This is a genomic window from Novosphingobium sp., assembly GCF_965228995.1.
Classification (GTDB): Bacteria; Pseudomonadota; Alphaproteobacteria; order Sphingomonadales; family Sphingomonadaceae; genus Novosphingobium.
Window position 1 is genome coordinate 192473 of the sequence record NZ_OZ245852.1, and the last position, 25141, is coordinate 217613.

At 65.1% G+C, this 25141-nt stretch carries 22 protein-coding genes; 12 read left to right on the top strand and 10 right to left on the bottom strand.

Annotated features, from left to right (window positions below; genetic code table 11):
- Positions 1–111: 111 nt before the first annotated feature.
- Positions 112–906, bottom strand: a complete 795-nt coding sequence (locus tag ACO056_RS00885) for a cold-shock protein (protein WP_421855230.1) — start codon at positions 904–906, stop codon at positions 112–114.
- A gap of 370 nt (positions 907–1276) precedes the next feature.
- On the opposite strand from ACO056_RS00885, the gene ACO056_RS00890 reads away from it, so the two are divergent.
- The 3 genes from ACO056_RS00890 to ACO056_RS00900 are packed head-to-tail and all read left to right on the top strand — an operon-like array spanning position 1277 to position 3151.
- Complete coding sequence (locus ACO056_RS00890; RefSeq protein ID WP_421850436.1) at positions 1277–1711, top strand: TIGR01244 family sulfur transferase; 435 nt, start codon at positions 1277–1279, stop codon at positions 1709–1711.
- Between the two features lie 13 nt (positions 1712–1724).
- Positions 1725–2165, top strand: coding sequence for a hypothetical protein (locus tag ACO056_RS00895; protein WP_421850439.1), 441 nt, complete (start codon positions 1725–1727; stop codon positions 2163–2165).
- Positions 2162–3151, top strand: coding sequence for a sterol desaturase family protein (locus ACO056_RS00900; protein WP_421850441.1), 990 nt, complete (start codon positions 2162–2164; stop codon positions 3149–3151). The genes ACO056_RS00895 and ACO056_RS00900 overlap by 4 nt, the downstream gene beginning before the upstream one ends.
- Here the strand turns inward: ACO056_RS00900 and ACO056_RS00905 are convergent.
- The 5 genes from ACO056_RS00905 to ACO056_RS00925 are packed head-to-tail and all read right to left on the bottom strand — an operon-like array spanning position 3092 to position 9805.
- Positions 3092–4582, bottom strand: coding sequence for a hypothetical protein (locus tag ACO056_RS00905; protein ID WP_421850444.1), 1491 nt, complete (start codon positions 4580–4582; stop codon positions 3092–3094). The genes ACO056_RS00900 and ACO056_RS00905 overlap by 60 nt on opposite strands.
- 49 nt (positions 4583–4631) lie before the next feature.
- Positions 4632–5951 carry a UDP-N-acetyl-D-mannosamine dehydrogenase gene (gene wecC / locus ACO056_RS00910; RefSeq protein WP_421850447.1) on the bottom strand — a complete coding sequence of 440 codons (1320 nt, stop codon included), beginning with the start codon at positions 5949–5951 and terminating at the stop codon, positions 4632–4634.
- Positions 5941–7062, bottom strand: coding sequence for a non-hydrolyzing UDP-N-acetylglucosamine 2-epimerase (gene wecB / locus ACO056_RS00915; protein ID WP_421850450.1), 1122 nt, complete (start codon positions 7060–7062; stop codon positions 5941–5943). Before wecB ends, wecC begins: the two co-directional genes overlap by 11 nt.
- A 54-nt stretch (positions 7063–7116) precedes the next feature.
- Positions 7117–8103, bottom strand: coding sequence for an agmatine deiminase family protein (locus ACO056_RS00920; protein WP_421850453.1), 987 nt, complete (start codon positions 8101–8103; stop codon positions 7117–7119).
- 4 nt (positions 8104–8107) lie between these two features.
- Positions 8108–9805: a M28 family metallopeptidase gene (locus ACO056_RS00925; protein WP_421850456.1), complete on the bottom strand. Its 1698-nt coding sequence runs from the start codon at positions 9803–9805 to the stop codon at positions 8108–8110.
- Between the two features lie 122 nt (positions 9806–9927).
- On the opposite strand from ACO056_RS00925, the gene glnE reads away from it, so the two are divergent.
- The 6 genes from glnE to ACO056_RS00955 all read left to right on the top strand — a co-directional run bounded on the left by glnE (position 9928) and on the right by ACO056_RS00955 (position 17897).
- A complete protein-coding gene (glnE, locus tag ACO056_RS00930; protein WP_421855233.1) occupies positions 9928–12657 on the top strand; it encodes a bifunctional [glutamate--ammonia ligase]-adenylyl-L-tyrosine phosphorylase/[glutamate--ammonia-ligase] adenylyltransferase in 2730 nt (909 codons plus the stop codon).
- Positions 12654–13127 (top strand): peroxiredoxin, encoded by a 474-nt coding sequence (locus ACO056_RS00935; protein WP_421850460.1) that lies wholly within the window; start codon positions 12654–12656, stop codon positions 13125–13127. Before glnE ends, ACO056_RS00935 begins: the two co-directional genes overlap by 4 nt.
- Before the next feature lie 11 nt (positions 13128–13138).
- The gene (locus ACO056_RS00940) at positions 13139–13933 is read left to right on the top strand and encodes a ferritin-like domain-containing protein (protein ID WP_421850463.1); all 795 of its coding nucleotides are present in this window, start codon (positions 13139–13141) and stop codon (positions 13931–13933) included.
- 209 nt (positions 13934–14142) lie between these two features.
- A complete protein-coding gene (locus tag ACO056_RS00945; RefSeq protein WP_421850466.1) occupies positions 14143–14844 on the top strand; it encodes a M23 family metallopeptidase in 702 nt (233 codons plus the stop codon).
- 189 nt (positions 14845–15033) lie between these two features.
- The gene (locus ACO056_RS00950; RefSeq protein ID WP_421850470.1) at positions 15034–16572 is read left to right on the top strand and encodes an acyl-CoA synthetase; all 1539 of its coding nucleotides are present in this window, start codon (positions 15034–15036) and stop codon (positions 16570–16572) included.
- Positions 16573–16595: 23 nt separating this feature from the next.
- Positions 16596–17897 carry a cytochrome P450 gene (locus ACO056_RS00955; protein ID WP_421850473.1) on the top strand — a complete coding sequence of 434 codons (1302 nt, stop codon included), beginning with the start codon at positions 16596–16598 and terminating at the stop codon, positions 17895–17897.
- A gap of 9 nt (positions 17898–17906) precedes the next feature.
- Here ACO056_RS00955 and galU read toward each other — a convergent pair whose 3' ends face one another.
- Entirely contained in the window at positions 17907–18806 is a 900-nt protein-coding gene (gene galU, locus ACO056_RS00960; protein WP_421850476.1) for a UTP--glucose-1-phosphate uridylyltransferase GalU, read from the bottom strand.
- Positions 18807–18931: 125 nt separating this feature from the next.
- Between galU and murA the strand changes: the two genes are divergently transcribed.
- Complete coding sequence (murA, locus tag ACO056_RS00965; RefSeq protein ID WP_421850479.1) at positions 18932–20215, top strand: UDP-N-acetylglucosamine 1-carboxyvinyltransferase; 1284 nt, start codon at positions 18932–18934, stop codon at positions 20213–20215.
- Complete coding sequence (chrA, locus tag ACO056_RS00970; protein ID WP_421850482.1) at positions 20215–21510, top strand: chromate efflux transporter; 1296 nt, start codon at positions 20215–20217, stop codon at positions 21508–21510. Before murA ends, chrA begins: the two co-directional genes overlap by 1 nt.
- A gap of 392 nt (positions 21511–21902) precedes the next feature.
- Here the strand turns inward: chrA and ACO056_RS00975 are convergent, their stop codons facing one another.
- Complete coding sequence (locus ACO056_RS00975; protein WP_421850486.1) at positions 21903–22160, bottom strand: ribbon-helix-helix domain-containing protein; 258 nt, start codon at positions 22158–22160, stop codon at positions 21903–21905.
- A gap of 62 nt (positions 22161–22222) precedes the next feature.
- Between ACO056_RS00975 and ACO056_RS00980 the strand changes: the two genes are divergently transcribed.
- Entirely contained in the window at positions 22223–23005 is a 783-nt protein-coding gene (locus ACO056_RS00980) for a DUF4019 domain-containing protein (protein WP_421850489.1), read from the top strand.
- Positions 23006–23050: 45 nt separating this feature from the next.
- Here the strand turns inward: ACO056_RS00980 and phbB are convergent, their stop codons facing one another.
- Positions 23051–23773, bottom strand: a complete 723-nt coding sequence (gene phbB / locus ACO056_RS00985; RefSeq protein ID WP_421850492.1) for an acetoacetyl-CoA reductase — start codon at positions 23771–23773, stop codon at positions 23051–23053.
- A 112-nt stretch (positions 23774–23885) separates the two neighbouring features.
- Positions 23886–24701 carry a hypothetical protein gene (locus ACO056_RS00990; protein ID WP_421850494.1) on the bottom strand — a complete coding sequence of 272 codons (816 nt, stop codon included), beginning with the start codon at positions 24699–24701 and terminating at the stop codon, positions 23886–23888.
- Positions 24702–25141 lie beyond the last annotated feature (440 nt).

Here is a 25141-nt window from a genome sequence, read left to right on the forward strand (position 1 = left end):
TTCCTTCGGGAGTGTTGTCGTAAACGACAAATGGCGACCCCGGAGGGCCGCCATCTGAAAATGTCGGGGGCACAGGCCTTCGGCCATGGGCCGAAGGACCACGCGCCAATCTCAGTCTTGTCGGGGCGTCAGGTTGACCGCCGAGTACTTGCCCCGCCGATCGACCTCGAGATCGAACTCGAGCTTGTCGCCCTCGTTCAGTTCACGCATGCCCGAGCGTTCAACCGCGCTGATGTGCACGAAGGCATCCGGCTGGCCATCATCACGCGTGATGAAGCCAAAGCCCTTCATGGCGTTGAAGAACTTCACGGTGCCGGTGGCCTTTTCGCCAGTCAACTGGCGCTGCGGCGCAGCAGGCTTGGCAGCGACAGCAATCACGTCACCAACGACCTGCAGATCGGCCGCCGAGATCTTGCCGCCGCGATCAACGAGGTTGAATTCCAGCTGCTGGCCTTCCGCAAGCCCTTCAAGGCCCGCACGCTCAACCGCGCTGATGTGGACGAACACGTCCTCACCACCGTCTTCGCGCTGGATGAATCCGAAACCCTTCTGGGAATTGAAGAACTTCACGACGCCCTTGCCGGTGCCGACAACCTGTGCCGGCATGCCGCCGCCTGCGCCGCCGCGGGGGCCGCCGAAGCCACCACCACCACCGCCGCCGCCGCGCGGACCGCCGCTGAAGCCACCGCGGTCGCCACCGCCGAAGCCGCCACGATCACCGCCTCCGAAACCGCCGCGATCACCGCCGCCGAAACCACCGCGACCGCCACCGCCACCGAAACCACCGCGATCAAAACCGCCGCCGCCGAAACCACCGCCGCCGCCGTAAGGGTCGAAGCCGCCCTCGTCACCGAACCCATCGCGCTTGTCGCGTCCGCGACCCCGCCGCCCTCTGTCAAAACCCATAAAAACCAATAAACCTTCGTTCCGCCCCTGCTTTCCTGGGTGCCGCAAGCCGGACGCGGCTGCCGACGGCACAACAAGGGAAATGCGCGAGACTCCGCTCGCCTGATCCTCTGCACTGAAGACTATAACCAACAAACGCTTCCAGAGCGAACGGATTCGTTGATCCGGGTTACATGGCCTGCGATCAGTGTGGCCTTTGTGCCATGCGCCTGCGGGTCTTGCCCTTGGCAGGCGCTTTGGGCAAAGCATCGCCCGATGCTTTTGCTTTCCAGTCACACAGATCATTCGCACAGGCGGGCGCACTGCGCCAGGCAAGCGGCTGCCGCATAACCAGTACGACCCGCAAACGGCGAAAGAGAGAGGTTGCCACATGTTCCGCAAGATCGACGACAAGACGTATGCAAGCCCGCAGATTGAAGTCGCCGATATTACGGAGGCTGCGGCGCTGGGTGTGGGCCTCATTATCAACAACCGGCCCGAAGACGAATCGCCGGACCAGACGCCCGGTGCGGAAATCCAAGCCGCCGCCACTGGCGCCGGCATCGCTTATGTCGCGATTCCCGTGACCCACGCAGGCTTCTCGATGCCGCAAGTCGAGGCGATGCAGGCCGCGCTGGCCGAGGCTGGCGACAAGCCTGTGCTGGCTTACTGCCGCTCGGGCACCCGCTCCACGCTGCTCTGGGCGCTAGCCCAGGCACGCATGGGCATGGCGCCGGCCGACATAGCGTCCCATGCGGCAGGCGCGGGCTACGACGTGAGCCCCATCCTGCCGCAGCTCGATTTCCTGGCAGCGCAGGCGCGCTGAGATCGGCGCGCTCATGCCCTCGTTTGACGCCCTGCTTGCCATGCCCGGAGCAGCGATAGCCCTGCAAGCGGTCGGCTCACTGATCGCGGTGCTGCTTGTATTTCTGGTCGTGCGCGCGCTCGGCTTGGGTGATGACGTGCGAATCGCCGATGAATCAGAGGCGCGGGCACTGGCCGAAGCGGCGCATTGCGGGTTCGATCCTGTCGAGGTCGCGCTCGACCGGGCACGGATCGGCGCGCTGCTGCGCAACCGGGCCGGCGAAGTCATGCTGATTCGCCGCCACGGCGCCCGCTTCGCGGCGCGCGTGCTGTCCTCGCACGCCGGTGCGCGGCTCGATCGCGGCTTCCTCACGCTTTCGACCGACGATCCAAATTTCGGCACGATCACGCTCGATCTGGGCGAAAAAGCGCAAGTCTGGGCCGCGAGCATGCGCCGGCTGGGAGCCCACGCATGACCGATTTTCTGGCGTCCGTGGTGGCCGCATTGAGCCATCCGATCACTCAGCCGATCGACGTTATCGCTTATGCCGTGCCGGTATTCGTCGCGATGATCCTGATCGAGATTGTCTGGGCCCGCCGCCATGCGCCGGAAGCCTACGAAGCGCGCGACATGCTGACCTCGCTGCTGATGGGCCTTGGCAGCACGATCGCCGGAGCGCTTGTGACCGGCTTGATCTATACGGCGGCAACCTGGCTCTATGCTCATCGGCTCGCCACAGTGCCCTATGCCTGGTGGTCGTGGATCGCGGTGCTGCTGCTCGATGATTTCAACTACTACTGGGCGCACCGCACGGGCCACCGCGTACGCTGGTTCTGGGCCGCGCATGTCAACCATCACACCAGCCAGCATTACAACCTCAGCACAGCGCTGCGGCAAACCTGGACGGGCTTCATCGCACTGTCCTTCGTGTTCCGCATCTGGCCGGCCTTTGTCGGCGTCCCGCCTGAAATGCTGCTGACGGTGGGCGCGGCCAACACGGTGGGCCAGTTCTGGATCCACACCGAGGCCGTCCGCCGCATGCCGGCGTGGTTCGAGTGGGTGTTCAACACTCCTTCTCACCACCGCGTCCACCATGCGACCAATCCGCTCTACCTCGACCGCAACTATGCCGGCGTATTCATGTTCTGGGACCGTATGTTCGGCACGTTCCAGCCCGAGCTTGATGAGGAACCGGCGCGCTACGGGGTGGTCCGCCAGCTCGGGACCTTCAATCTGCTTCACAGCGTGTTCCATGAGTGGAAGGGCATCTTGAAGGACCTTGCCATGGCGCCGTGGCGCTACAAGCTGGACTACCTGATCCGCGAACCCGGCTGGAGCCACGATGGCAGCCGCGACACAAGCGATGCGATCCGCGCCCGCTGGCTGGAGCGCACCGGCTACCTAGCGCCGGATGAGCCCCAGCGCATGGCGGATGAAAGCGTCGCGATCAGCCACCCATAGCATTCCGTCCGCAAGCCGCGGGTTTACAAAGGTCCAGCCGTCTCCGGAGTAGACCTTGCCGAACGTGCCATGCGTGCCGAACGCCAGCGAGACTGCCCGCTGCTCGGCGCGTGTTGTGAGGCCTTCGCCCGCCACCGTCGCGGTCCCGGGTGTGAAGCCCCGCCCCCATGAACGCAGCGCGAAGACATAGGGTTCGTTGCGGAAGCTGTGCACTTCGGTGTTGAAGAATACCGAGAGATAAACCTGATCGAGCGCGCCAAGCGCCGCAGGCGGCATGCGCCAATCGGATGAGGCGATCACCGGCCAGGGATAATGCTGCGGATTGCCGTAGAGAATCTCGCTGCGTAGATCGACAAGCGCATCGCGCGGCTCCTGCAGCGGCGAAACCCGCTCGATCCTGAGCTTGTTCGCCCAGGTGAACCCGAACGAAGTCGCATCGATCAACGGCATTGCCGATGGCGAACCCCGCCCCGGCGCGTTCGAGACCGAGACGTTTTCGTAGATGCGCAGGTAGGCCTTGTCCTTGAGCTGATGCCCACTCGCGACGTTACTCCAGCCCAATTGACCGTGCCAGCGCACGTTGCGGAAGTGCGAGACCAGCGTGCCGTTGATATAGGTGCCGTGCTCCTGATCGGTGTTGGTGCCGACGTTGCCATCGATCGCGCTGTCCTCGGCGTAGAGCATGGTTTCGCCGCCCGGCACGAAGATCGCGTTCTTGCCGCCGAATATCTGCGAGCGCCGGATGACGGCCGTGAACAGGCCGGGCGGCGTCCCGCCATAGGTTTCCAGGTGCAGCGCCCCCATCGGCTGGATTGCGCCAGGAAAATCGAGCGCGATGTCGCGCATTTCGAAATGAATGCGGCTGCGGCCCATATCGAGCGCGCGCATCCGCAAGGTCGCCCACTGGTCGCCGCTGCGGAACGTCACCCGTTCGCCGGGCACCGAGGAGCGGAAAATGTACTGCGTGCCGTCGAGGTTGCCCGTGATGTCCGGCAGGCTAGGCGCAAAGGGGTAGACACAAGGTCGCCCGGCCCTGTCACGCGCTTCGTAGACGTATTCCAGACCGCCTTCGGCGCGCCCGTAGAGCGAGGCGGCATCATTCCCCTGATAGACCTCGTGCCCAGCCGCTTGCGAGGCATCGCATTTCACGAAGAAGCGGTTGGCCGGTCGGCGCAGTCCCTGCATCGGCATGTAGAAGGGATAGGCCGCATCATGTGCGGCATATTCGGCCGGCGTTCGCGGTGCAGGAAGGTCCGGCGGAACCACCGGTTGGAGCGGCGGGGTAACCGGTTCGGCCGGATTGCTGCGGGATGCGGTCTGCGCGCTCGATTCGCTGCCGAGGCCGCTGCAGCCGATCACCCCGAGAACGGCGAAACCCGCTGCAAGCCGCAGCGTCAGCGTCAGTGCCGGCCTTGCGAGTCCATGTGCCACGGGCAGCACTCCATTCCGATGGCGCGCGGGCAGGCCTGCCCGCACCGGCTCAGCTGGCGAGCCGCAGACCGGTGCCGGCAGTTTCAGCATCCGGCTGATCCGGCCAGATGCCGCGCGTATCGTAGACGACCTTGCCGCTGCGCTCGGCCAGCGGGACAACCTTGAACACGTCGTGATCGACCAGGACGACCAGCAGATCGCAGGTCTCCAGCGCATCATCGAGGTCGATCAGGCTGGCACCGGTGTCGGTAAACTCGACTGGCAGGGCGTTTGCATAAGGCTCCACGACGCTCACGCGGTCACCGTATTTGCGCGCGATCCGCGCCGCCACGAAGCGCGCCGGGCTTTCGCGGAAGTCGTCGATGTTGGCCTTGAAGGCGAGGCCGAGGCACGCGATTCGCGCTTCGGGATGCGCTTCGATCAGTTCGGTCGCCCGCGCGATCACGTGGTGCATCTTCTGGTCGTTCACCCCGCGCGCGGTCCGGATCAGCGGGGTGTCGTCGGGCGCGCTCGCCACTATGAACCACGGATCGACCGCGATGCAGTGGCCGCCGACACCCGGGCCTGGCTGCAAGATGTTGACACGCGGATGGCGGTTGGCGAGCCGGATCACTTCCCAAACGTCGAGTCCCATGCGGTCCGCCACGATCGAGAGCTCGTTGGCAAAGGCAATGTTCACGTCGCGGTAGGCGTTCTCGACCAGCTTGGTCATTTCCGCCGAGCGCGCATCGGTGGTGACGCAGGTCCCGCGCACGAAGCGCTTGTAGAAGGCAAGCGCCTTGCGCGCACAGCGCGGCGTGATCCCGCCGATCGAGCGGTCATTGTTGGTCAGTTCTTCCAGAATACGGCCCGGGAGCACGCGTTCGGGGCAATAGGCGATCGAAACGTCGGGCGTCTCGCGGGTCAGGCCGGGGAACTTGAGGTCGGGGCGCAGGCCCGCCATCAGGTCGCGCATGGCGTCGGTAGTGCCGACGGGGCTGGTCGATTCGAGGATCACCACGTCGCCCGGCTTCAGCACACCGGCCACTTCGCTGGCGGCAGCCTGCACATAAGACACGTCCGGCGTGTGGTGACCGTCCTTCGCGAACGGCGTCGGCACAGCGATAACGAAGACGTCGGCAGGTTCTATCTGAGTCGAGGCGCGCAGCAGGCCGCGCTGGACCACACCCTGCACCAGTCCGTCGAGATCGACTTCCTCGATGTGGATTTCGCCGCGGTTGATCGTGTCGACCACGCTCTGCGTCACATCAAGACCGAGCACCGGACAGCCGGATCGGGCAATGATCGCAGCAGTGGGAAGTCCGATGTAGCCGAGACCGACAACGCAGACCTGCGGCTTCTGATCGCCGTTTCCGATTTTAGCGGACATTCCCCAAGAGCTCCACGATACGCCGCGCAGCGTGCCCATCCCCAAAGGGATTGTGCGCGCGCGCCATGGCCGAATAGGCAGCCTTATCGTCGAGCAGAGTAAAGATTTCGGAAACTATCCGCGCTGTGTCGGTGCCGACGAGCCGCGCCGTGCCAGCCTCGACGCCTTCAGGACGCTCAGTCGTCTCGCGCATCACGAGGACCGGCTTGCCGAGCGCCGGCGCTTCTTCCTGCACGCCGCCGCTATCGGTGAGCATGATCTCGGCAAGGCCCAGCAAGCGGGCGAAGTGCGGATAGTCGAGCGGCTCGATCAGCGCGACGTTGGGAAGATCACCCAGCACGCCTTCCATCACCTTGCGGACGTTGGGATTGGGGTGGACCGGGAAGATCAGGGCCACATCGGGGCGTGCCGCGATCTGCCGGATCGCCTCGGCGATGGCCTCCAGCCCTCCGCCGAAATTCTCGCGCCGGTGGCTCGTCACACCGATGATCCGCTTGCCGGCGAAGCGCGCTTCGAGATCGGCGAGACCGCACGCAAGCGCAGGTTCGGATTGGATCCGGCCGGAAACCCACTGCAGCGCGTCGATCACCGTGTTGCCGGTCACGTGGATAGCATCCGCCGCCACATTCTCCGCCCGCAGCGCGGCCGCCGATGTCTCGGTCGGCGCAAAATGGAGCGCGGCGATGGTGCCGATGATCTTGCGGTTCACCTCTTCTGGCCAGGGGTGATAGATATTGTGGCTGCGCAGCCCCGCCTCGACATGCGCTACCGGAATCTTGCGATAATAAGCCGCCAGCGCCCCTGACATGGCCGTCGCGGTATCGCCTTGCACGACGACCCAGTCCGGCTTTTCTGCGTCCATCACCCCGCCAAGGCCGGTCAGCAGCGCCGCGGTGAGGCCATCGAGCGTCTGGTCGGGCTTCATCAGATCGAGATCGTGATCCGGCACGATCCCGGCAATCGCCAGCACCTGATCAAGCATGCCGCGGTGCTGTGCCGATACGCAGGTCACCACGCGAAAGCGCTGATCGGCGGCGAGCGCATGCACCACCGGAAACATCTTGATCGCTTCCGGCCGCGTGCCGAAGACCACGAGAATTGTCTGTGTCATGCTCCGCCCCTTAGCAGCAGCGGGTTAAGGGGCACATAATCCGGCTGCGCGAGGTCAGGCCGAAGGCATCTGCTGGCTGGAACAATGGAAGCCGCCGCCGCCGGCGAGCACGGCATCCGCCATCAGCCCGATCACCGCGCGCCCGGGGAAGAGTTCGGCAATCGCGGCGACGCCATCGTCGTCATGCTGCGTGCCGAACACCGGGACGATCACGACGTCATTGGCGATCACGAAATTCATGTAACTCGCCGGCTGGATCATTCCGCCCCACTCGACGAGCCCCGGCGACGGCACTTCTACCAAGTCCACGCCGAAATCGCGCGCCCGCGCCGCTGCATCGGCATAGATGGCGGCATTGGGATCGCCCGGCCCCGTCGCGCGGGGGAGCGCCAGACGGTTCGGCGCCACGAAACGGGCCAGATTATCGACGTGGCCATCGGTATGGTCATTGATGAGGCCATCACCGAGCCACAACACGCGCTCATACCCCAGGTCACTCGCCAGCCGCGCTTCGAGCTCCGCCTGCGTCAGCGCAGGGTTTCGGTTCGGGTTGAGCAGGCACTGCGCCGTTGTCGCGACGAGACCGGTCCCGTCACCATCGAGTGCGCCGCCTTCGAGGATCCAGTCGCAACGGTCGGCCTGGAGGCCGGCACTGGCGGCGAGATCAGCGCCGATCGCCTCATCCCCCGCCATCAGATACTTGCCGCCCCAGCCGTTGAAGCCGAACAGGCGCGCCCGGCGCCCTTCGGCTCCGCACACCACCAGCGGCCCGGTATCGCGCAACCAGACGTCGCCATAGACCCGGCGCTCCAGCGTGACCGCGCTCGACACCAGACTGCGCGCGCGCGCCTCGTTAGCCCCGTCGCGCACGATCAGGCGCACTTGCTGACCGCTATCGGCGACAGCGCTGGCAAAGGCCGCGATCTGCTCTTGCGCGGCGTCGATCACGCCGGACCATTCTTCCGCCAGATGCGGAAAGCCGATCCAGAGCCAATCCTGCGGATGCCATTCGGGCGGCATCCGCAGCGTCGTGTCGGTCATGGGGTCACTTGCCCTTCGCTTCGGCGAGGCTCTTGTCGCGGATGGCGCGGAACTCGTCGCCGGGATGCCAGTTGGGCCAGGCATTGCTCTGAGCCAGATCGCGGCCCAGCCGATAGAACAGCGTCACATCCTGCTTCATCCCGGACATGTCCCAGCTTACTTCATACTGGTCGCTCGGCTGGTGGTAGCGATTGTTCTCGTAGTCCTCGGTGATCGCCTTGCCGGCGGCCACGCCCCCGACCACCAGATTTGTGCCACGCTTCAGATCGAACATCGGGACGCCGCGCTTGGCCAGGCTGAAATGATCGGAGCGGTAATAGAACCCCTTTTCTGGACCTTCTTCCGGTGATTCCGCAAGCCCCATGGCCTGCTCCGCGCGCCGCAACACAGCGGTGAGTTCGGACTTGTCCCCGCCGGTAACCGTGACGTCCCTGGCAGGCCCGCCGACATAGAGCGCGTCCATGTTCACCCCACCGACCGTCCTGGCCAACGGGTAGACCGGGTTCTGCGCATAATACTCCGAACCGAGCAGGCCCGATTCCTCCAGCGTGACGGCCAGAAACACCTGGCTGCGGGCTGTCGGACCGGCAATCTGGTTCATTCTGGCAAGCGCGACCAAGGCGGCAATTCCGGTCCCATTGTCGACAGCGCCGTTGCAGATGTCATCGCCGGTTGCATCAGGCTTGCAATGGCCCAGGTGATCCCAGTGCGCGCTGTAGAGCACATATTCATCGGGACGTGTCTTGCCGGGCAGGATGCCGACCACGTTATGGGAATTGGCCTTCTCGATCGTGTTGTCGAACGAAAGGCTAGCCTTGAGCCCCAGCGGCACCGGCTTGAAGCCCTTCGTCTGCGCAGCGGCGGTCAGCGCGGCAAGATCCTTGCCCGCAGCCTTAAGGATCGCTTCGGCCACCGGCTTCTGGATCCAACCGTTCGCCGCGGTCTGGTCGGCACCGTCGTTGGCGGTCTGCACGAAATGCTGCGCGCCCGACCAGCTCGATTCGACCACCTGCCAGCCATAGGCTGCCGGGAAGGTATCGTGGATGATCAGCGCAGCGGTGGCGCCCTGCCGCGCGGCTTCCTCGAACTTGTAGGTCCAGCGCCCGTAGTACGTCATGCGCCGACCGCGGAAGAGGCCGTTCTCGCTATCCATCGCATAGTCCGGATCGTTGACGAGGATGACCGCGGTCTTCCCGTGCATGTCGATCCCGGCATAGTCGTTCCAGCCGAGTTCCGGCGCGTTGATGCCGTAGCCGACGAAGACCAGCTCGCTGTCCTTCACTTCGGTGTGCGGTGTGATGCGATAGCTTCCTGCCACGAAATCGCTTGAAGGCTTGAAGGTCAGCGTCTGCGTTCCGTCGGTGATGGTGAGCGGGCTGCGGTTGGTTCCCGTGATTGTCGCGGTCGGCACATCCTGCAGCCACGACGGCTTGCCATCCGGCCCTTTGTTGCCCGGCTGAAGCCCAGCCGCCTTGAACCGCGCAATGATCGCATCGAGCGTCTTGGGTTCGGCTGCCGTACCAGGACCGCGGCCCTGGAACGCGTCAGAGGAGAGGGTGCGGATCGTATCGCGCATCAGCGCCTCGTCGACCGGAGGGACTGCTGGCGCGGCATGGCTGGCTGCCAGCGGCATCGCCAGTGCAGCACCGCACATCAGGCCCAAGACCTTGCGGCCAAACGACTTGCTGATCTTCATCCTCATATCCCTTATCGCATTCAAACCACCGTTTCCGGCATGGGGTGCACAGGTGGCAGAGCCCCCGCTTGCTGGCAAGCCGCACGCGCGCGCTTGATCGCACGCCGCCGACCGGGCATCGCAGCATCATGATCGGCACCAGCCAGATACCGGACTGGGCGCACGCCCTGGGCCGCGCCCGCACCGAAGCGCCGTTCCTCGCCCGCGGACTTGATCGGCTGCCCGAACTCGAGGCACTGCTCAGGGCCGGTCGCATCGAGGACGCGCTCACCGCCGCGCACCAGGCCGGGTCCGACGAGACCGATACCGGCATAGTCCTGCGCCGCAAGCGGCTTGCGCTTGCGATTGCGCTCGCCATCGGGGATCTGGCCGGGGCGTTGCCGCTGTCCCGCGTCATGGCCGAGCTCTCCACATTTGCCGATCATGCGCTCGACGGCGCGATCGTTGCCGCCATGCGCCGCCGCGTGCCCGATGCCGAGCCGCAGGGCTTCTCGGCCATAGCGCTGGGCAAGCACGGCGCGGGCGAGCTTAACTACTCGTCCGACATCGACCCGATCCTGCTCTATGATCCCGACCTCCTGCCGCGCCGCGAGCGCGACGATCCTGCCGAAGCTGCACAGCGCATCGCGCGCACCGTCGTCGAGCTGCTGAGCGCGGTTACCAGCGAGGGTTACGTTTTCCGCGTCGACCTCCGCCTGCGCCCGGCGGCAGAGATTACCCCGCTTGCGCTGCCCTTTGTCGCGGCCATCACACACTACGAATCGAGCGCGCTGGCGTGGGAGCGGGCTGCCTATATCCGTGCCCGTCCGGCGGCTGGCGACTTGGAAGCCGGGCAGGCCTTCCTCGACGCGATCCGCCCCTTCGTCTGGCGACGCAGTCTCGATTTCGGGGCTATTGCCGAGATCGGCCGGCTCACCACACGCATTCGCGACCACTACGCCGGCGGGCAAGCGGTTGGCCCCGGTTATGACCTCAAGCGCGGGCGAGGCGGTATTCGTGAAGTCGAGTTCTTTGCCCAGACCCATCAGCTGATCCACGGCGGCCGCAATCCGGCGCTGCGCCTGCGCGGCACCCGCGCGGCGCTCGATGCGCTGGCGGTTGCTGGGATCGTCGCGGCGGAAGACGCCGAGCTGCTTGGCGCAAGCTATGACCGCCTGCGCACACTCGAACACCGCCTGCAGATGATCGCCGATCAGCAGACTCACAGCTTGCCGACCGATCCCGCACAGCTTGATGCCGTGGCGCGGCTCGACGGCCTCCCGTCCGGCGCGGCGCTGGTGGAAGAACTGGCCCGGATATCCGAAGCCGTGGGCAGCCGTTTCGACAACCTGATCGCCACTTATGCGCCGACCGGGGCGGTGCCCGTCACCATGCGCCCGCTCGAACAGGATCTGCAGGCGCTTGGCTTTGCAGATCCCGGCGTGCTGGCCGCACGGATCGAGAGCTGGGAGAACGGCCAGTACCGCGCGCTGCGCAGCGCTGAAGCCCGCGCAGCGTTCGCACGCCTGCGCGATACCCTGCTCGGCGCGCTGGCCGCAGCGCCTGATCCTGAACGCGCGCTGCTGCGCTGGGAAGGGCTGCTCGCCGGGCTACCCAGTGCGATTAACATCTTCCAGCTGCTGGAGGCACGCCCTGCCCTGCTCGGCGTCGTCATGCGCGTGCTCGCCCATGCCCCTACGCTGGCAGACGAACTTGCCCGCCGCTCGGACCTGCTCGATACCCTCATTGACCGCAGCGCCTTCGATCTGCCCGGCAACGTCGAAAGCCTCGCCACCGAATTTCGCCGCTGCGAGGCGGGTGATGATTACCAGTGCCTGCTCGATGCAGTGCGCCGCAAGGTGGGCGAATGGCGATTTGCGCTTGGTGTGCAATTGATCGAAAGCCATGCGAGCGAGACCTGGCGCGATCCGCTCGACGTGGCCGCGGCGCTATCGCGCATTGCCGAAGCGGCAATCCTGGTGCTCACCGAAGCGGCGCGCGGCGAGTTCCTCCGTGCGCATGGCCGGATTTCGGGGAGCGAGCTTGTCATCCTCGGGCTTGGCAGGCTGGGCGGGGCGGCGCTGACCCATGCCTCGGACCTCGATCTCGTGTTCCTGTTCAGCGGGGATCACACCGGCGAATCGGACGGGGCCCGTCCGCTGGGCAGCACGCTCTATTACAACCGGCTAACCCAGCGCGTCATCGCGGCGCTGTCCGCCCCGACGGCCGCCGGTGCGCTCTATGAAGTCGATGTCCGCCTGCGCCCCAGCGGCGCGCAGGGACCGATCGCAGTCAGCCTCGAGAGCTTCGCCAGGTATCAGCGCGAGGATGCCTGGACGTGGGAACATATGGCGCTGTGCCGGGCCCGGCCGCTGTTCGGCACAGCGGCGGACTGCGCCGAGCTTGCAGCGATCATCGACGATGTGCTGCACCGCCCGCGCGATCCGGACAAGCTGCGCACCGACGTGCTCGCGATGCGTGCGGAAATGGCGCTGCACAAGCCGCCCGCGGGTCCTCTGGACGTGAAGCTCGCGCGCGGCGGGCTCGTCGATCTGGAGTTCATGGTCCACTATCGGCAACTGCGCGAACGCACCGCACTCGATCCGGATCTGGGGCGAGCAGTCGATGGGCTGATTGGCGCCGACCTGCTCTCGCCCCGCTTGCGCGCCGCGCACGATCTGCTCGCGCGGCTCCTCATTGTCGTGCGCCTCGTTGCCCCAGACGGACGCTATCCGCCCGAGGCGAGCCGCGCTATCGTCGCAAAAGCATGCGGTCTGGCCGATTGGCCCGGAATGCTGAGCGCCGTGCTGGCAGCGCGCCGCGACATCGCGGCCTGCTGGCACACCGTTTTTGATCAGGAACTGGAGATCCACGAATGAGCGAGACCTTCGGCGCGGGCAGCAAGCTGCCTGATGTTGCCATGACCACTCCCGAAGGCGGCACGGTTAAGCCGTCCGATTTTCTGGGCCGCAAGCTGGTGCTGTTCTTCTACCCGAAGGACGACACCCCCGGATGCACCACGGAAAACAAGGACTTCTCCGCGCTTGCGGCCGAGTTCGAGGCTGCCGGCGCGGCGCTGCTCGGTGTCAGCAAGGATCCGCCGAAGAAGCATCTCAAGTTCATCGAAAAGCACGGCCTCGCCGCCCCGCTTGCAACCGACGCAGAAGAAGGCGGCCTCTCCGACGCGCTCGGCATCTGGACCGAGAAGTCCATGTACGGCCGCACCTACATGGGCATGGAACGCACGACGTATCTCGTCGGCGCGGATGGCGTGATCGAGCAGGTCTGGTCCAAGGTGAAGGTCAAAGGTCACGCCGAAGAAGTGCTCGCCGCCGCCAAGGCGCTTTGATCGGTGCGGGAATGACGAAAACCAGTGTGGCTGCAGCGATCCGGGGGGCGATGCTCACGGCGGATCCTGCGGCCAAGGCGATGGCTACCCGCGCGGTGCGGCGTGACTGGGCGGCGGGGCGGCTGGCGTTCGCGTTCGATGCAGCGATGCCGGACCAACCTGCGCGCCCGGCACGGCCCGAGCTGCTGGCACCCAATGCCATGCCCAAACGCGGGCGAGGCGGTTCGGAACGTGGCCGCCTCGCGCTGCTCCATGCTCTTGCCCATATCGAATTCGTCGCGATCGACCTCGCGCTCGATGCGGCAGGACGGTTTGGCGGGGAACGCGGACCGGAGTTCGTCAGCGACTGGCTCGATGTGGCGGCGGACGAGGCAATGCACTTCTCTCTTCTCGCGCGACGTTTGCGCACGCTCGGCTCGGATTACGGCGCTCTCCCCGCGCACGATGGACTGTGGGATGCCGCGCGGGAAACCGCGCATGATCTGGCGGCGCGCCTGGCCGTGGTGCCGATGGTGCTAGAGGCGCGCGGGCTGGACGTGACTCCGGTAACCATCGAGCGCTTCACCGCAGCCGGGGATCAGCGCTCGGCGCGGATCCTCGAGCGTATCCTGAATGATGAGATCAGGCATGTGCGCTACGGCACAACGCACTTCCTGAAACTGTGTGATGAACGCGGTGAATCGCCGCCAGCCTTTTGGAAAGCCCTTGTTGCGCGGCATTTTCGCGGGGCCGTTAAGCCACCGTTCAACGACTCGGCGCGTCGTGCAGCCGGTTTATCGTACGAATTGATGACAGGGGTTGTCTGATCAAGACTCTTCACCCTAACCCGTTTTCATCGAGGTAGCGGGAGGGGTTTCCGCAATGGCCTCACGGAAGTTGTCAGGCAGGCCGGGATAATCCGGTGGGTTGTTGGCAAAATCCGGATCGGTAAGCTCGGGCTTTCAAGCAGCGCCAGTGATGCTGCGATGTCCGGGCGGTTAAGGGTTAGCGGGTCGTAATGCTTAACAATAAAATTATGAAGCTGGTGCTTGTCTCGATTGGTGCGACCGCCTGTTTCTTCTCGGCTCCTGCCATGGCGAACAGCGCCGCTTCGGCCGATATCGCAGCCCCCCTCCGCGCAGCCGAAGCAGCTCGCAACGGCACCACCGCCACCCCCGCCGACGATGAATTCCACAAGTTGTTCGCAAGCTGGAAGGCCCTGGAAACGGGTGCCTCGCTTGGAGCTTCAACCTCCGCCCCGCGCAATAGCGGCGTTTCGATCCCCTCGCTCGTTCCCGTTTCGTCGAACCGCGCCATGAGCAGCGGCTTCGGCATGCGCGTTCACCCCGTCCTTGGCGGCCTGCGCGCACACAAGGGCATCGATCTTCCCGCCCCCACCGGCACCCCGATCCACGCCTCGGCTGATGGCGTCGTCGGCAAGGCTGACTGGTTCGGCGGCTACGGTCTGTTCGTTGAACTGGAGCACGGCGGCGCCATGGAAACCCGTTATGGCCACATGTCCCGCATCGCGGTTGCCGAAGGCCAGCGCGTCCGCAAGGGTGATGTGATCGGTTATGTCGGCTCGACTGGCCGCTCGACCGGCTCGCATCTGCACTACGAAGTGCGCATTGCCGGCGAAGCTGTTAACCCCATTCCTTACATGCAAACGGTTGCCCCCGGTGTGGCGACTGACACCGTTCTTGCGCAGAGCGACGCGCCCGCCTCGATGGCGCGCTGATCGCCGCGACGAAAAGTCATCTTGGAGAGGATGGGATGAAGGCGGCGGAAACGCCGCCTTCTTCTTTTTTGGCGTCCTCACGTATCCCGATGTGATTTTGGCTGACGAATCCCGTTGCGCGCCTTAATCGAGCGGTTAAACTCTCCGGCAAAGCGGACCGATCGAGCCGCCGATCCTGAGAGGATGCGCATGCAATACCACCCGAGTTTCCACGCCAGGACCAATCCCGAAAAACCCGCCGTGATCATGTCCGGCAGCGGCGAGGTGGTGACCTACGGCGAACTCGAGGCGCAGAGCAACCGCTTTGCCCAGCTACTGCGATCGCGCGGCATCGGCATTGGCGATACCATCGCGCTCTGCTTCGAAAACCATCCGGTGTTCTTTTCTCTCTGCTGGGGCGCCCAGCGTGCCGGGATCGTCTATGTGGCGATATCCTCCCGCCTCGCCCCGCCGGAAGTGGCTTACATCGCACGCGATAGCGGCGCGAAGCTTCTGGTGGGCTCAGGCGCGCTCACGCCGCTGCTCGATGCGGTGGCCGCCGCCGCGCCCGAAGTTCCGCAATTGCGCCTTGGCGGTGCGGGCGAGCACGATCTCGCGGCCGCTCTTGCCGCCATGCCGATCGAGCCGATCACCGATGAGCGCGCGGGCTGTGACATGCTCTATTCGTCTGGCACCACCGGCAAGCCCAAAGGTGTGCGAGTGCCGCTTCCCGAGGATCCGGCAATCGGCGGTGCCAATTCGCTGATCCTGCTGGCAGGGGGCCCTTTCGGCATCCGCCCTGATGCGGTCTATCTCTCGCCCGCTCCGCTCTACCACGCAGCGCCCCTGCGCTGGTCGATGACGGTCCACCGCTTCGGCGGCACCGTGGTCTGCATGGAGAAGTTCGATGCCGAGAAGGCGCTCGAGGCCATCGAGCGCTACAAGGTGACGGACAGCCAGTGGGTGCCCACCCATTTCGTGCGCATGCTCAAGCTGCCGGAGGACGTCCGCACCCGCTATGATCTCTCGTCGTTGCGCGGCGCAATCCATGCCGCTGCGCCCTGCCCCGTACCGGTCAAGCGCGCGATGATCGAATGGTGGGGCCCGGTGCTCAACGAGTATTACGCCGGAACCGAAGGCAACGGCTTCACTTTCATCTCCAGCCCCGAATGGCTGGAGCGCCCCGGTTCGGTCGGCCGCGCGCTGCTCGGCACGATCCGCATCTGCGACGAAAGCGGCGATGAAGTGCCACGCGGCACCGAAGGTCAGGTCTTCTTTGAGGGCGGCAATCCCTTCGCCTACCACAATGATCCCGATAAGACGCGCGATGCCACCAACAAGCATGGCTGGACCAGCCTTGGCGACGTGGGCTGGGAGGATGAGGACGGCTATCTCTTCCTCACCGATCGCAAGAGCTTCATGATCATCTCGGGCGGAGTGAACATCTATCCGCAGGAGATCGAGAACCTCCTGATCACACATCCAAAGGTTGCCGACGTTGCCGTGATCGGCGCCCCGGATCCCGACATGGGCGAGCGTGTCGTTGCCATTGTGCAGCCGCACGAGATTGCCGACGCGGGCGACGCGCTGGCCGAGGAGCTGACCGCCTGGCTCGCCCCGCAACTGAGCAGGGTGAAGCTCCCGCGCCAGATCGACTTCCGCGCCGAACTGCCACGCGAGCCGACCGGCAAGCTGTTCAAGCGGCTACTGCGCGACGAATACAAGGCGGCCGCTGCATCCGCCGCCTGACCCCTCATTCAAGGACGCATTCCATGGCCACAACCGCCGATCGCATCGTTCCCGAGGAGATCGGCCGCGCCGTCATCGATCCGGCCGCCTATGCCGCGTGGGATCCGCTCCTCGACCAGTTCGACGCGCTGCGCGAAGAAGGCCTGCAGGTGGGCCGCGTGGTCTCGTCAGCCGATCTGCACGAGCCGTTCTGGCTGGTCAGCGGATTCGATGAGGTCATGGCGGTGAGCAAGGACAACACGACCTTCCTCAACCATCCCAAGCCGACCGTGTTCACCCTGCGTAGCACCGATATGCTTGCCCGTGCGATCACCGGGGGCAGCCCGCACCTCGTGCAGTCGCTGGTCCAGCTCGATGCGCCGCTTCACCCCAAGCTGCGCCGGCTGACGCAGGACTGGTTCATGCCCAAGAACTTGCGTACCATCGAGGAGCGTATCCGCAAGATCGCGGTGGCGACCGTCGACCGGCTGCTGGGTGCCGGCGGCGAAGGGGATTTCACCAAGCTGGTCTCCTCGCCCTATCCGCTGCATGTCGTCATGCAGATCCTCGGCGTGCCCGAAGAGGACGAGCAGCGCATGCTCGTCCTCACGCAGCAGATGTTCGGCGGGCAGGACGAGGAGCTCAACCAGTCCGGCATCAAGGACCTGCCGCCCGAAATGATCACGCAGATCGTGGCGGGAGCAGTCAAGGATTTCGAGGCCTATTTCGCCGCACTCGCCGCCGACCGCCGCAAGAACCCGTCGGACGATGTCGCCACGATCATCGCCAATGGGACGATCGACGGGGCACCACTCGATGATGTGGTCACCGCAGGCTACTACATCATCACCGCCAGCGCGGGCCACGATACGACCAGCGCTTCGACCGCCGGCGCGATGCTGGCCCTGGCGCGCGATCCGGAGCAATTTGCCCGGGTCAAGGCAGACCGCAGCTTGCTGGCCGGGATCGTCGAAGAAGCGATCCGCTGGACGACGCCGGTGCAGCACTTCATGCGCACCGCCTCGGCCGATACCGAACTTGGCGGGCAGAAAATCGCCAAGGACGACTGGCTGATGCTCAACTACGTGGCGGCCAACCACGATCCCGCGCAGTTCCCCGATCCGCGCCGGTTTGACGCGGCGCGCGAAGGGAATCGGCACCTTGCCTTCGGGGCCGGCGCGCACCAGTGCCTCGGGCTCCATCTGGCGCGGCTAGAGATGCGCATCCTGTTCGAAGTGCTGCTCGACCGGCTGGACAGTGTGGAACTGGCGGGCGAACCTGCGCGCGCCAAGTCCACTTTTGTCGGCGGGCTCAAGCGCCTTCCCCTGCGGTGGAAGGCGGCCTGAGCCGCCACATCACTGCGCTAGCAAGCGCTGCATGATCGCGCGGACGTCGTCTGCCATGTCGGGCCGTTCGAGCGCCAGTGAAAGCGTCGCCTCAACAAAACCGGCCTTGCTGCCGCAGTCGAACCGCCGCCCGGTGAAAGTGACGGCGTGGAACGGCTGGTCGCCGATCATCCGCGCCATTGCATCGGTCAGCTGGATCTCGCCGCCCGCACCCTTCTCCTGGCCTTCCAGCGTGCGCATGACTTCGGGCTGGAGGATATAGCGGCCCGAAATGATGAGGTTCGAGGGTGCCTCCTCGCGCTTTGGTTTCTCGACCAGTCCGGTCACTTCGGTGAGCTTGTCGGAAATGCGCGCGCCCGGTGCGATCACGCCGTAGCTGGAGACTTCCTCTTCCGGCACTTCAAGCACGCTGATGAGATTGCCGCCGACTTCATTGTAGGCCTCGACCATCTCTTTCATGCAGCCGGGCGAACCGATCATCAGTTCGTCGGGCAGGAAGATCGCGAAAGGCTCGTCGCCAACAATGGCGCGCGCGCACCAGATCGCGTGGCCAAGGCCCATCGGCACTTGCTGGCGAACAGTCACGAGATTGCCTGGCAGAATGCGGGTGGCATCAAGGATCGACAGGTCCTTGCCGCGATCCGCCATCGTCCGCTCAAGCTCGAAGGCGGTATCGAAGTGCTCGACAATCGCGGTCTTGCCCCTGCCGGTCACGAAAATCAGCTGCTCGATGCCTGCCTCGCGCGCCTCGTCCACCGCATACTGGATCAGCGGCCGGTCGATGATGGGGAGCATTTCCTTGGGGATCGCCTTGGTTGCAGGAAGAAACCGCGTACCCATGCCTGCCACCGGGAACACCGCTTTGCGGACAGGCTTGCGAACGGGCTTCGATGCATTGTTACCGGTCATATCGTGTCTGATCCCCTTGCTGTTCGGCCGGCAACGGCCTCGCCCTCACTCTGGCATAATGCTGCGCTAACGCGCCATCATTTCGATCCTGTTGCGCAGACCCTCAAAAGAGGTAAACGACCGCGATGGACAAGATCATAATTCGCGGCGGTAATCGCCTTTCCGGCACGGTTCCGGTCTCGGGCGCGAAGAATGCAGCGCTGACCCTGCTGCCCTGCGCCCTGCTTACTGAAGAGCCCGTGACGCTGCGCAACCTGCCGCGCCTCGCGGATATCGACGGCTTCCAGCATCTGCTCAACCAGTTTGGCGTTTCAACCTCGATCGCCGGGGCACGGCCTGAGGATTTCGGCCGGGTCATGACCTTGCAGGCAACGCGGCTCACCTCGACGGTCGCGCCTTATGATCTCGTGCGCAAGATGCGCGCATCGATCCTCGTGCTCGGCCCGCTGCTTGCGCGCGCGGGCGAGGCCACGGTTTCGCTCCCCGGCGGCTGCGCCATCGGCAACCGCCCGATCGACCTGCACCTCAAGGCGCTTGAGGCCTTCGGCGCACAGATCGAACTCGCGGCCGGCTATGTCCGCGCGATTGCCCCCGATGGCGGATTGCCGGGCGGCGACTACAGCTTCCCGATCGTGTCGGTCGGCGCGACCGAGAACGCGCTGATGGCGGCGGTTCTCGCGCGCGGCACCAGCACGCTGCACAACGCTGCGCGCGAGCCGGAAATCGTCGACTTGTGCAACCTGCTCGTCGCGATGGGCGCGCAGATCGAGGGTATCGGTACATCCGACCTCACCATCCACGGGGTGAACCGGCTCCACGGTGCGACCTACATGGTCATGCCGGACCGCATCGAGGCAGGCAGCTATGCCTGCGCTGCGGCAATCACCGGCGGCGATATCACGCTGGCCGGCGCGCGCGCGGAAGATATGGCGGCCACCATCCAGGCGCTGCGAGACGCGAACGTGCTGGTCGAGCAGGTCCGCGGCGGCCTGCGCATCGCCAGCGACGGCAAACTGCGCCCTGTCACGCTTTCAACCGCGCCTTATCCCGGCCTTGCCACCGACATGCAGGCGCAGCTCATGGCGATGCTGTGCCTCGCCAATGGTTCGAGCGTGCTCACCGAAACGATCTTCGAAAACCGCTACATGCACGTTCCCGAACTCAACCGCATGGGCGCACATATCGAGACCAAGGGCCGCACGGCCATCGTCCACGGCGTGAGCAAGCTGAACGGGGCCGAAGTGATGGCGACCGACCTGCGCGCTTCGATGAGCCTCGTGATCGCCGGCCTCGCGGCCGAGGGCGAATCGCAGGTCCACCGCCTCTATCACCTCGATCGCGGCTATGAGCGGCTTGAGGAAAAATTCGCGCTGATCGGTGCGGATGTGGAGCGCGTCGGCGGCGACTGATGGCGGCGCCGTCGCTGGCAGAACTGACGCGGGCCTTCACGCGGATCGGTTGTCTCAGTTTCGGCGGACCGGCTGGTCAAATTGCACTGATGCAGCGCGAAATCGTCGATGAGCGCGGCTGGGTCGAACAAGGCGCATTCCTGCGCGCCCTCAATCTATGTCACTTGCTGCCGGGCCCGGAAGCGCAGCAACTCGCCACCTGGATCGGCTGGCGGCTGCACGGTGTGCGGGGCGGGCTGATCGCAGGGCTGCTGTTTGTGCTACCCGGCGCGGCGTTCATGCTCGGGCTGTCGCTGCTTTATGCGGCGGCGGCCGGGCTTCAATGGTTTGCCGCGCTGTTCCTCGGGGTCAAGGCCGCGGTGCTGGCGGTGGTGCTGCAGGCGCTGATGCGGGTCGCACGGCGGGCACTCGGCACCCGCTTCAAGTTGGCGCTGGCGGTGCTTGCCGCGATCGCACTGACCGTGCTGCATGCGCCTTTCCCGCTGGTGATCCTGACGGCCGGTGTGATCGGTGCAGCCGCCGCAAAGTGGTCGCCGCAATGGCTAGGCCCGCATCACAGCGACGTCGGCGACGGCCCGCTTGAGGCCCCGCGTGCGCTGGTGGCGCTCACCATCCGGACGGTCGTCTTATGGCTCGCCATCTGGGGGCTGCCGCTGGCACTCGTGTACTTCACACTCGGCCCGGATCACGTGCTGTGGCAGGTCGGACTGTTCTTCTCCCGACTTGCCGTGGTCACCTTCGGCGGCGCCTATGCGGTGCTCGCCTATATGGCGCAGGCGGCCGTGAGCGGGTTTGACTGGCTTTCGCCCGGCGAAATGGCGGACGGCCTGGGTCTTGCCGAAACGACGCCCGGCCCGCTGATCATGGTTACGCAGTTCGTCGGCTTCATTGCAGCGTGGCGCCATCCTGGCAGCCTGTCGCCGCTCGTTGCAGGGCTCCTCGGCGCCGGCCTCACCACATGGGTTACCTTTGCGCCGTGCTTCCTGTGGATTTTCGCGTGTGCTCCGTGGATGGAGCGGCTCGAGCGCGCCGAGCGGTTGCAGGGCGCGCTCGCAGCAATCACGGCGGCGGTCGTCGGCGTGATTGCCAACCTTGCGCTGTGGTTCGCCCTGCATGTGCTGTTTCGGCGCGTTTCCGGGAGCGGATTGCCGGACACCGCCAGTCTGGATTGGCGGGCAGCCTTGATCGCAGCTCAGGCAACCGTGCTGGTGTTTGGCCTGAAACGTGGAATTGCAGTGACCATCGCGATCTGCGCAGCCACCGGCCTTGCACTATCGTTGATACCGGGCAGCTGACGCACCTCGACGCGCGGTCAATACCGCTTAGTGGCAGCGTTTCTTCGCAGTGATTGTCCGGTCAATGGCGCGACCGGCGAAGGCACCGCCAACGGCCCCTGCCAGGATGCCGCCGGCACCGCCGAGTACCGCGTGGCCCACCAGCGCGCCACCGGCCCCGCCAGCGATCAGACCAGCGGTGCCGCTGGAATGGCGGCAGCTACGAAAGGAGTGGCTGTAGTGACGGCGCGCGTTGGCGGTCTCAGGCAACGTGGTCGTAGCGAGTGTGGCCAACATGGCGACGGCAAGGAAGCTACGGCGCATCGAAGGTACTCCTGAAATAGAAATAAGCGTGTTCAACGCGGTAAGCGCCAGCTTCCCACAATGGGGGATGAACGAGGATAGCAGGTGTATCAGACTGCGTCAGTCCGCCCGCCAGCTGCGACGAGACGCGAAGTTAGCCAGATCCGCACTGCGCCGGCGAGCCCCGGTGGTACTTCTGCAGCGATCCGCTCGACATCGATCCGGGCGACGATGGCATTGATCGGCACGCCCTCTTCCGCAGCGGCGTCGCGCAGCAGATCCCAGAACAAAGGCTCGAGGCTGATCGACGTCTTGTGGCCGGCGATCTCGACCGATCGCTTGATCGGGGGGTGGTAGGACGCAGGCATAGTGCAGGCGATACAAATTATTGGGGGTGGCCCACAAGTGCCTCCCTTCCTACATCCCTGCTATGACCGCAGGCTACCAGTCGCTGACCGAGAAAGAAAAGGAGACGCTGCGCCTCCTGCTTGGCGGCCACGACGCAAAGTCCATCGCGCGCCACCTCGGCCTTTCAGTCCATACCGTGCACGAGAGGTTGCGCGACGCCCGGCGCAAGATGTCCGTATCGAGTAGCCGGGAGGCAGCGCGACTTCTGAACCGCGTCGAAGCGGAGGCCCCCGAATTGCATGGGGACAAACCAATCGGGGCTGCCGCACCCTCCCTATCGGCGCATCCCGCCCGGCAGACGACCCGAAGCGCTGGCGATTGGCGCCGCGCCGGGTGGATCGTCGGAGGACTTGCGATGACCATCAGCCTTGCCCTGCTCGCCGTGCTGGCCCAGTCGGGCTCAACCGTTCCAACCGGAGGTGTCCAGATGGCTGCGGCACCTGCAAATCCATCCGTCGTGGTCACGCCGAGCTCGGCCAGCGAGGCAGCTGCGACGGATGCTGCGCGGCGCTTCCTTGCCATGCTCGATCACGATGATTGGGCCGCGACCTGGCAGGCAACCCACAAGTCGTTTCAGCTGCTCAACACGGTCGATTGGTGGGCTCAGGCTTCGCAGTCCGTTCGTGCCCGGATCGGCAATCCACTTTCGCGCGAACTCGCCGCCGTGGATTTCACGGCAGCACCGCCCAATGGCTACTGGGTTATCCGGTTCAAGGCCCGCTACAGCAACAAGAGCGTCACGGAAACGCTTCAGATGGCGTCCGAAGAGGGTAGCTGGAAAGTCGCTGCGATCACGGTCGAGTGAGCCGCATGGGTTGCCCCGCCGTGAAACCGGCGGGGCAAACACCGATCAGTACATATGTTGACCACCGTTGATGCTCATCGTCGAGCCGGTAACGAACGCGCCGTCTTCCGAGGTCAGGAAAGCGACGCCGCGGGCGATCTCGTCAGCCTGGCCGAGGCGGCCGACCGGGATTTTGGCGACGATCTTCTCCAGCACCGGCGCGGGTACTGCGGCGACCATGTCAGTATCGATATAGCCCGGCGCGATGGCGTTCACGGTCACGCCGTACTTGGCGCCTTCCTGCGCGAGGGCCTTGGTGAAACCATGGATGCCGGACTTGGCGGCGGCGTAGTTGACCTGGCCGTACTGGCCGGCCTGTCCGTTGATCGAGCCGATGTTGACGATGCGGCCCCAGCCGCGCTCACGCATGCCGGGGAAGGTGGCCTTGGCCATGTTGAAACAACCGCCGAGATTGATGCGCATCACCTCGTTCCAGTCGTCGAAGGTCATCCGGTGGAGCACGCCGTCGCGCGTGATGCCCGCATTGTTGACGACGATGTCGATCGGGCCGACTTCCTCGGCGATCTGAGTGCACATCTCGAGGCTCGCTTCGTGGTCACCCACATCCCAGCGATAAGCCTTGATGCCGGTCCGTTCGGTAAAGGCGCGGGCCTTTTCCTCGTTCCCAGCATAGTTGGCGACGACGGTGCGGCCTTGCGCCTGAAGCGCGAGCGAAATGGCTTCACCGATACCCCGGGTCCCCCCGGTAACCACTGCAACGCGCGTCATTGACCTCTCCTCACCGAACCATTGAGGGGAGCGTAATCGCAAGGTTGCTGGCGGACAAGCGCTTAGGACGCAGACATACGACTGCGCCGGGTTGGTTCGCGGTAATTACAGGTTAGAACCGGAACTGGGTCCCGACATAGACAGCCTGGCTGTCCTTCTTGCCATCGGTCAGCGGGCGGAGCCGGTCACGCTCGGGCGAGTAACGGACGCCTGCCGTCACATCAAGGTTCCGCGTCAGACGATAGCTTCCGCCCAGATCGACCTGATAGTCATTCTGGCCCTCGAAAGTGCGCGGCGAGTGGCCAACGTGGTCACGCGTATCGAGTTCGATACGCGGAGCGAGGCGCGAAGGAACGCTGGAAGGCGCCGCAGTGAAGCTGTCCTTGTGGCCGATGGCGCGCAGATCCGGCATATCCAGCCGCTGAATGTCGAGACGCCCGGTTTCGCGTGCGACACCCGGAGTAGCGGCAAAGCTCTGGTACCCGCGGGCAACGCCGAGGTTGTAGACCATCGGAGCAATCCGGATCGGAGCCGCGCCCGGCGCGCTCATCCCGGCCGGGAGCGCCGCGCGGACAACGAGTTCCTGCGCACCAATGCCGCTCACGCGGACAGCAACAGTCACGGCGCGATCGGGACGGTTGTCCATCCCGGCGGGCGTGAAACGGAACAGGCGGCCATGACCGGCGGTCCGCCCCTGGATCTGTGCAGTGATTTCGGAAACCAGCTTCGGATCGACCGATGCGGGTGTGAAGGAGCCGATGCCGCCGCGGGCCGAGAGGCTCACCGGTGCGGATACAAAGCCCCCCGTCAGGACGCTGCCAAGGGCAGGTGCGGCGAACATACCGAGCAGCGCGCAACCGACCAACGGCAGCACGCGCGCACGGACAAAACCGCGCGTTTTGGCTCCCTTGATCGTCTTGCCACTCATGGCCTACCTGAACTTTCCTTTGTCGAGCCGCGCCAAATCGTTGCTTCAGCGAATCTGTTCCACGACTCCGTAGGTGGGACATACGGTGCCCTGAGGATAATTTCCAGTAGCACAACGATTTTCTGAGCGATTGAACGCTTGTCTGGGCAAACCTGTTGCACCCAGCCCACAGCACGCCAGTCAGGCCTCCGATAAGTCGTGGCTGTTCACGCCGCCGCAAGCCGCAATCCGCCATTCCTTGCATGGCCCTTGCGGCGCGCGGCGCCGGGGTGATAGAGCGCCACCGGCAAGGCGCCCGATCGGCGCGGATTTCATCAGGGCAGGACGCACGGCAACGCTGCGCAGGACCTCGCCAGCAAGGACAGTATGCACGTGACGACACGCCCCCGCACTTCCTCCACTTTCGTCCGGGGTATCGCAACCGGCCTGCTCGTCATCGC